The sequence below is a fragment of the Microcystis sp. 0824 genome (assembly GCF_003112475.1).
In the GTDB taxonomy this organism is placed as follows: domain Bacteria; phylum Cyanobacteriota; class Cyanobacteriia; order Cyanobacteriales; family Microcystaceae; genus Microcystis; species Microcystis aeruginosa_C.
The window spans coordinates 110,569-112,416 of record NZ_BDSM01000070.1; the positions used below are offsets into that span (position 1 = coordinate 110,569).

General features: G+C 49.9%; 1 protein-coding gene. It reads right to left on the minus strand.

What is annotated here, in order from left to right; all coding sequences use genetic code 11:
* A partial coding sequence (locus N0824_RS19785; RefSeq protein WP_233256491.1) for a S8 family peptidase occupies window positions 1–1,848 on the minus strand: 1,848 nt, incomplete at both ends.

The window sequence follows — 1,848 nt, forward strand, 5'->3', positions numbered from 1 at the left end:
GTGCGGGTGAGGGTAAAGACACTGCTCACTAGACCTGCTTCCTTCCCATCGGTGGTTTTGGCGATCGAGATTGATTTTGTCGCCGCGCCCCCATCACCATAGATTTTGACATCATCAACGTTCCAGGAACTTACTGTAAATGCACCAGTGCTACCAACATTGAACCCGAAACGAATTTGAGTTGAGGCACTCTTGTGGGCGCTAATATTAAATTGTTGAGGGGTCCAAGCGTTATCTTGGACTCCTGGAGAAGCTCCTGAACTCCAGAGATTGACCCAGCTAGAACCGTTGAAGATCTCAACTGTGTTCTGCATATAGGGAGTGTAGTCACTATTGAGCCAACGGGCATATTCAAAGAACAACTGATTGGCCGTGCTGGTGTTGATAACCGGACTGGTTAAATAATAGAAGTCGTGCAAGGCTGTAGAGGCATTTCCACCAATAACAACCCCAGCTACACCATTATCGGCTGTGGGAGTATTGTCGGTTCCGGGATCAGGGTTGCCATATACGTGACCTGTAGAAGTTGTGGCAGCACCGATTTGCCATTCTGTCCCCAGAGTCCAACCCTTGCTGTTATTGGCAAAATCATCCGAGAAGTAGGTGGTAAATCCTTCCTCAGAAATAATAGTTCCCGTTGCTGTACTAGGAGAACCTCCAATGTAGCCGGTCCCAGAATTGACGGTTAAAATAACTGATTCGCTGTTTTCCTGTACGGTGTCGGCAATCGGATCAACAACCACCGTTGCCGTTGTCGCACCGGCGGCAAAAGCGACGGTTCCTAATTTCGTCGTCGGGTTGAAGGTGACAGCACTACCTGTTAATACCGTGTAATCGGCTGGGTCGCTTCCCACTGGAGCGGCGTTGGCTATGCCACTCGCCCCGAAGTTAACGGTCAGGGGAGAACTCAGGTTTAAGTTAGTGCGAGTAAAGGTGTAAACTAAGTTAGTCGTACCGTCTTCCTGCACAGTGGCCGGACTGACACTGACGGTTACAGAAGGTAAGTTAGCCGCCGCCAAAGCGTTAAACACATTGAGCCGCTTACCAGAAACCGTTTTACCGGCAAGGGATGCCAGGGGGTCGCCCGTGTTCATTAAGGCATCTTTCACCTGTTGGGCTGTCCAGGTAGGATTTTGTGACCACAACAAAGCCGCCGCCCCCGCCACATGGGGACTGGCCATAGATGTCCCAGAATAGGTGGAATAGGTATTGTTGGGAGTAGTGCTGTAAATCTCTGAACCAGGTGCGCCTAAATCTACGCTGGTTAAGCCATAGTTGGAAAAGGAAGAGAGAGCATCGGTGCGGGTGGTGGAAGCAACAGAAATAATATTAGCTAGGTTGTAGCTGGCAGGATAGGAGGGGCTTGTGTCAGTGTTTTTTGCATCATTACCAGCCGCCGCAATAAATAAAGCTCCCGCCTGACCCGCCGCGTTAATCGCATCGTAGAGCGCTTGACTATAGCCTCCACCTCCCCAGGAGTTATTGGTGAGCTTAACTCCTTTGGCCGTCGCATAGTTAATTGCCAAAATAGCATTGGAGGTAGAGCCTGATCCTTGATCATTCAAAAACTTCAGGGGCATGATTTTGGCATTCCAGGCCACCCCCGTCACACCGACCCCATTATTTCCTTTGCCAGCAATGGTTCCCGAAACATGGGTTCCGTGACCATTAACATCACTGGGGTTATTGTCGTTGTAGGCAAAGTCCCAACCGCGAATGTCATCAATGTAGCCATTGCCATCGTTGTCAATGCCATCTCCGGCAATTTCCCCCGGGTTTGTCCAGATGTTGCCAACTAGGTCTTGGTGATTGTAGTCAACCCCCGTATCAATAACCCCAATCACTAAA